The following is a 5,319-nucleotide window of genomic DNA, read 5'->3' as shown; positions in this document are numbered from 1 at the left end:
GTCGCGTGCCGGTACCGGGCACGCGACCCGGGAAGCCCGCGGTCCCGTGGTCCCGCCGCGGGCGGTGGTCCGCCGCTCAGCCGGGGCCTGCCGTGCGGTCGAGCCCCTCCTCGGCGTGCTCGACCATCCACCGGTTCCCGATGCGGGTGCCGATCTCCAGGACGCGCCCGTAGTGCTCCCGCGCCTCCTCGCGTTCGGCCGCGCGCTCCTCGCACCCGGCCAGGTTGAACAGGCTCCAGCCCGCCAGCTCGTCCTCGCCGGACCCCGCGGCGACCCGCACGGCCGCCGCGTAGTGCTCCTTCTCCCGGAGGGAATCCCCCGCGTCCGCCGCCAGCTCGGCCAGCTGATGGTGGGTCCAGCCCGCGGGCGCCGTGCAGCGATGGGCCTCCGCCACCGCCAGCGCCTGCCCGAAGTACTCCTCGGCCGCGGCCCGCTCGCCCTTCCTGCGCCGGTGGGTGCCGAAGTTGTGCAGGCTCCAGGCCCGCAGGAGCGCGTCGTCGGTCTCGTCGGCGATGCGTGCGGCGCGGGTGAAGAACCGCACGGCCGTGTCCGGGTCGTCGGCACGCGAGCGGCAGGAGCCGAGACCGTCCCAGGCCCAGCCCTCCTGCCCCCGGGAACGCAGCCGGATCGCCAGGTCGAGCGCCGACCAGTAGGCGTCCTCGGCACGCTGCAGGTCGCCGTGGTCACGCTCGCGGGTCGCCCGGCGGAGCAGCTCGTCGATGTCGGTCACCCCCGCGGCGGTCGCCTCCAGGTCCTGGACGACCTCCCTCAGGGAGGCGGCCGCGACGGCCGCCGCGGGGCGCTCGTCCGGGTCCGGTCGCAGGAGCTGGCCGATCAGCGGTGCCAGGGCGCCGGCCCTGCGCACCGGCTCCGGAACGCCGCGGCCGACCGCCCAGATCACCTGCGGGAGCGAATCGCCCGGGAACGGGGACCGCCCCTCCACGGCGCAGTACAGCGTCACGCCGAACGACCACATGTCCGAGGCCGGGGACGAGGACCCGGCGTGGAGCTGCTCCGGGGCCATGAACTGCGGTGTGCCGGGTGCCGTGCCGGTGGCCGTGAGCGTGATCCCGTCCGGCACCGCGGCGATCCCGAAGTCCGCGATCACCGCCCGGCCGTCCGCCAGCAGGATGTTGGCCGGCTTGACGTCCCGGTGGACCACCCCGTCCGCGTGCGCGGCGGCCAGCGCGGAGGCGACCTGCTCGCCGATCCGTGCCGCCTCCACGACGGAGAGCGGTCCCGACCCCAGGGCCTCCCGGAGGGAACGGCCCTCCACGTACTCCATCACGATCCACGGAAGGCCCTCGTGGTCGGAGAACTGGTCGAACACGGTGACGATGCCGGGATGACGGAGCTTCCCGGCCGCCTGCGCCTCGCGCTCCGCCCGCGCCAGCAGCATCCCGGCCGACTCCACCGGCGATCCCTCGGGAACCACGAGCCGCTTGAGCACCACGCGGCGGCGCAGCCGCGCGTCGAACGCCAGCCAGGCCTCCCCCTGGCCGCCTTCCCCCAGCTTCCGTTCCAGCCGATAGCGGCTCGCGACTTCCTCGACCGTGTCCGGGTGCGTCATGGAGCCACGTAAGCACGCCGCGAGCCACCGGCGCAGCCGTCTCCCGATCCTCGGGACCGGCGCACCGGCGGTCATGACGACACGGGACCGGCCCGTCGGCCGGGGCAGACTGGACGACATGCCCCTGTCGCTGCATCACATCGTCGTCGACGCCCACGACCTGCCCGCCCTCGCCCGGTTCTGGGCCGAGGTGCTGGGTTGGCGGATCCTGTCCGAGCGGGAGCGGGAGGTCGTGATCGGGCCGGACGAGACCGCGCCCGTGGGAATGTGCTTCATGCCGGTGACCGACCGGAAGGCCGTCAAGAACCGTCTGCACCTCGACCTGACGACCCGCGCGGCGGACCGGGAGGCCGAGATCGAGCGCATCCTCGCACTCGGCGCCCGCACGGTGGACGTCGGCCAGAGCGGCGACGAGTCATGGACCGTGCTCGCCGATCCGGAGGGGAACGAGTTCTGCGTCGTCCGCCCGAAGGAGACCCTCATCTCCTAGAGCGGGCCCGGGCAGCGGTTCAGTGCAGCCGGCCGCCCACGTGGTCGAGGAGGTCCTGGCGGAGTAGTCGCAGGAGGGCGCGGGGATCGCCGGGCAGCCATCCGGCCAGCCGCTCGGTGAGCGGGTGGAAGGCCCCGGATCCGTCGCGTGCCGCGGTCACGCCGTCGGGGTGGAGCAGCACGGTGTCTCCCTCCCGGAAGGCGAAGGTCTCGACCTCGACCCCCGATCCGGCCGGCTCGGTGAGGCTCCGCGGGGGCGGGTGCCCGTAGTCCGTCCCGATCCCCGCCTCCGTGCGCCGTGTCGGCCCAGGGCTTGTCTGACAATTCCCGCCGCGCGCGCGACGCCGGGCATCCCGACCGGACGCACCGCCGCATCGCCCGAGTACGTCCAGTACGAGGCCGATACGGCAGCACGCCCGGCCGGGCGCGAAATGGGGGCACCTCCCGGCCGGAGGCTGGGGGAGCCGCGCGCCGATGCGACGCGAATCGTCAGACAAGCCCTGGGCCCGGCCCCTCCCGGCCACGGCGAGGCGGTGCCGGTCGGTGGCGGCCGGCCGTGGTGGATACTCTGCGGATGGACAGCACCTCGATCCGGAACTCCTACGACGCGGTCGCCGACGATTACGCGCAGGGCCTCACCGCGGACCTGGCCTCGAAGCCGTTGGACCGCGCCATGCTGGCGGCCTTCGCCGAGCAGGTCCCGAAGGACGGTCCGGTGGCCGACGTCGGGTGCGGTCCCGCGCAGGTGGCGTGCTTCCTGGACGACCTCGGGGTTCCGGTCCTGGGCCTGGACGTGTCACCGGGCATGGTCGCGGCGGCGAGGCAGCGCCGTCCGGGCCTCGACGTGCGGGTCGGCTCGATGCTGGACCTTCCGCTGGCGGACGGAGAGCTCGCCGGCATCGCGGCGTTCTACTCGCTGATCCACCTGCAGCCCGACGAGCGGCCACGCGCCTACGCGGAGTTCGCCCGGGTGCTGCGCCCGGGAGGCCTCGTCCTCGCGGCCTTCCACGCGGGTGAGGAGGTCCGGCACCGGGACTCCTGGTTCGACCGCCCGGTCTCGCTCGACTTCTTCGCGCTCCGCCCGGAGGACGTCGCCGCAGGTCTCGCGGATGCCGGGTTCGCCCTTGCGGCCACGCTGATGCGGGGGCCGTACCCGGGCGAGGCCGACACCGAGCGTGCGTACCTCCTGGCCCGCAGGCTCTGACCCGCAGGTTCTGATCCGCGTGGGGACGGCCCCTGCGGGGAAGGCCCGTGAGCCGGGTCCCGCGCGGTCGGGAGTGCGCCGACGGGGGCAGTGCGTCGTGACGCAACGCCGAAGGGCCCGTACCGGGCATGTGCACGGTACGGGCCCCTCGCTGCCGGGTGGGTGCCCTGGCAGGAAACGACTACAGCGGGCGAATGTTCTCGGCCTGCGGGCCCTTCTGGCCCTGCGTGACGTCGAACTCGACCTTCTGGCCCTCGAGCAGCTCACGGAAGCCGTTGGCGTTGATGTTCGAGTAGTGGGCGAAGACGTCCGGGCCGCCACCCTCCTGCTCGATGAAGCCGAAGCCCTTTTCCGAGTTGAACCACTTCACAGTGCCATTAGCCATTTAAAGATCTCCTTCGAGGGGCTGTCCGGAGCTCGCACAACGCGAGTTCCGGGTCGCCGTGATGAGCACCCGCCCGGGCAAGAGCCGGGAAACAAAAACGCGCCTGCGAAATACATCAGCAGGCGCACACAAAGTTTCATGGGAACCACTACTGCAACGAAATCCACTGTAGCAGGCCGATCCCGCCAGCGGGTGGACATCGCACCCCGAGTTTTTCGGAGGCCCTTTTGCCGGGTCGCCGCCGCGGGCCGTCCGTTCCGTCAACGCGCCCGGGGGGTAAGCCGGTTGGCGCGGGCGCGGTGCTCGTTCGAGCCGCGGATCTTCGAGGGAACGGCAACACTTCGGGTCCGGCGCGCCCTCCTCCCTTACTGCGGACAGCCCCGCGCGGACGGTGCATTCCGGTGTCCGGCCGCAACCCGGGCGGCGTGCTGCACGGCAACGTCGGTCATTTCGGCTCCGCCCGCCCGGTGCCACGGAAAGGGCCGCTGGCTTGCAGCCGCCAAAGGGTTGCGAAGCGCTGCGGGGAGAGTTCGCCGCCGGCGTCGGGGGAGGCACCGTGGGGCGTCGGCCTCGGGCCGCCCGCACCGCGGGCGCAGCCGACCGGCAGGCCGGGCGGCCACGGTTTCTGCGCCGCGGAGGTCGGCGGGCGCCGGGGCTGTGTCTAGGCTGGGACCCATGCCGAACCCAGACGGGCTGCTCGTCGACATCGCCGCGTTGGTCGAGTCCGAGCACAGCAACCAGATGTCCCTGACCGTGGTCGTCCCCGGAGCGGTGATCACCGGAAGGCTCGCGCCGATGGCCCTGTGGCAGGAGCGCGTGGCGGAGGTCCTCCAGGCCTCGGACCACCTGAAGCCGTTCGCGGCGCTCTTCGCCCCGCCCGCCGACGGACCGACCGCACGGCCCACCCACCTCCATCTCCACCGGGCGAAGATCCTCCAGGGCAGCTTCGCGCTGCCACACACCGGCGGCATGTACCGCATCGCCATCGAGGACATCAGCAGCTGGACCGTCGGTGACCTCGGCTACGTGAACACCTGACGGCCGCGCCGGGGCGCGCGCCGGCCGCGCGGGGCCGGGCCACGGGCCCACCCCCGCACCGGTGCGTCCCCCGACGGTGCCCGTGCTGCCCGGATGCATGGTGTACCGGGCGTTCGGAGCCGTCCTCCCACGTCGGTCGCGCATCCGCACGCTCTGCCCGGCCCGCTGCGTGCGGCGGGACGATGGACGGGGCCGGAATCCGGTCGGAGGAGACCGCCGGCCGTCGTCGCAGTGCGGGCGGCGGCGGGTGGTAGTCGGCGGTGCCCGATCCGTGCACCGCCGAGGAAAGGGGAGAGGGACATGGCCGTGGTGATGTCGATGGACTGGGCCGGAGTCACGCCGGAGCAGTACGACACGGTGCGGGACGCCGTCGACTGGGAGGAGGTCCCGGCGGCCGGGGGCCAGGTCCATATGGCCTGGTTCGACGCGCAGGGCCTGCACGTGACCGACGTGTGGGACTCGCCGCAGGCCTTCGAGGCGTTCCTCGCCCAGCGGCTGGCGCCGGCCGTGGAGAAGGCCGGCATCACCGGCGCCCCCGAGGTCTCCTTCAGCCCGCTGCACCGCCGGTTCGTCGCCCCGGGAGTCAGCGGCGCCGAGTAGCCGGCCCCGCGGTGGCGGCCCGGACGACCGCTC

Annotated in this window: 7 protein-coding genes; 4 read left to right on the top strand and 3 right to left on the bottom strand. The window is 73.4% G+C overall.

All coding sequences use genetic code 11. From position 1 onward, the window contains the following. Nucleotides 1-76 precede the first annotated feature (76 nt). Nucleotides 77-1,570, bottom strand: a complete 1,494-nt coding sequence (locus ABZ641_RS24910) for a serine/threonine-protein kinase (protein ID WP_359985051.1) — start codon at nucleotides 1,568-1,570, stop codon at nucleotides 77-79. 118 nt (nucleotides 1,571-1,688) lie between these two features. Here ABZ641_RS24910 and ABZ641_RS24905 point away from each other — a divergent pair, with 118 nt between their 5' ends. Beyond that, nucleotides 1,689-2,060, top strand: coding sequence for a VOC family protein (locus tag ABZ641_RS24905; RefSeq protein ID WP_359985048.1), 372 nt, complete (start codon nucleotides 1,689-1,691; stop codon nucleotides 2,058-2,060). Nucleotides 2,061-2,079: 19 nt separating this feature from the next. Here the strand turns inward: ABZ641_RS24905 and ABZ641_RS24900 are convergent, their stop codons facing one another. After that, nucleotides 2,080-2,241, bottom strand: a complete 162-nt coding sequence (locus ABZ641_RS24900) for a hypothetical protein (RefSeq protein WP_359985046.1) — start codon at nucleotides 2,239-2,241, stop codon at nucleotides 2,080-2,082. Between the two features lie 392 nt (nucleotides 2,242-2,633). On the opposite strand from ABZ641_RS24900, the gene ABZ641_RS24895 reads away from it, so the two are divergent. Further along, nucleotides 2,634-3,263: a class I SAM-dependent methyltransferase gene (locus ABZ641_RS24895; RefSeq protein WP_359985043.1), complete on the top strand. Its 630-nt coding sequence runs from the start codon at nucleotides 2,634-2,636 to the stop codon at nucleotides 3,261-3,263. Between the two features lie 181 nt (nucleotides 3,264-3,444). Here the strand turns inward: ABZ641_RS24895 and ABZ641_RS24890 are convergent, their stop codons facing one another. Then, nucleotides 3,445-3,648, bottom strand: coding sequence for a cold-shock protein (locus tag ABZ641_RS24890; RefSeq protein WP_045694210.1), 204 nt, complete (start codon nucleotides 3,646-3,648; stop codon nucleotides 3,445-3,447). A gap of 675 nt (nucleotides 3,649-4,323) precedes the next feature. Here ABZ641_RS24890 and ABZ641_RS24885 point away from each other — a divergent pair. After that, nucleotides 4,324-4,686, top strand: a complete 363-nt coding sequence (locus tag ABZ641_RS24885; protein ID WP_344622930.1) for a hypothetical protein — start codon at nucleotides 4,324-4,326, stop codon at nucleotides 4,684-4,686. Nucleotides 4,687-4,986: 300 nt separating this feature from the next. Then, a complete protein-coding gene (locus ABZ641_RS24880; RefSeq protein ID WP_359985040.1) occupies nucleotides 4,987-5,286 on the top strand; it encodes a hypothetical protein in 300 nt (99 codons plus the stop codon). Nucleotides 5,287-5,319 lie beyond the last annotated feature (33 nt).

It is taken from the genome of Kitasatospora sp. NPDC007106 (assembly GCF_040634455.1).
Lineage (GTDB): Bacteria > Actinomycetota > Actinomycetes > Streptomycetales > Streptomycetaceae > Kitasatospora > Kitasatospora arboriphila.
Note: the sequence above shows the minus strand (reverse complement) of the source record. Positions and strands in the feature narration are given on the sequence as shown.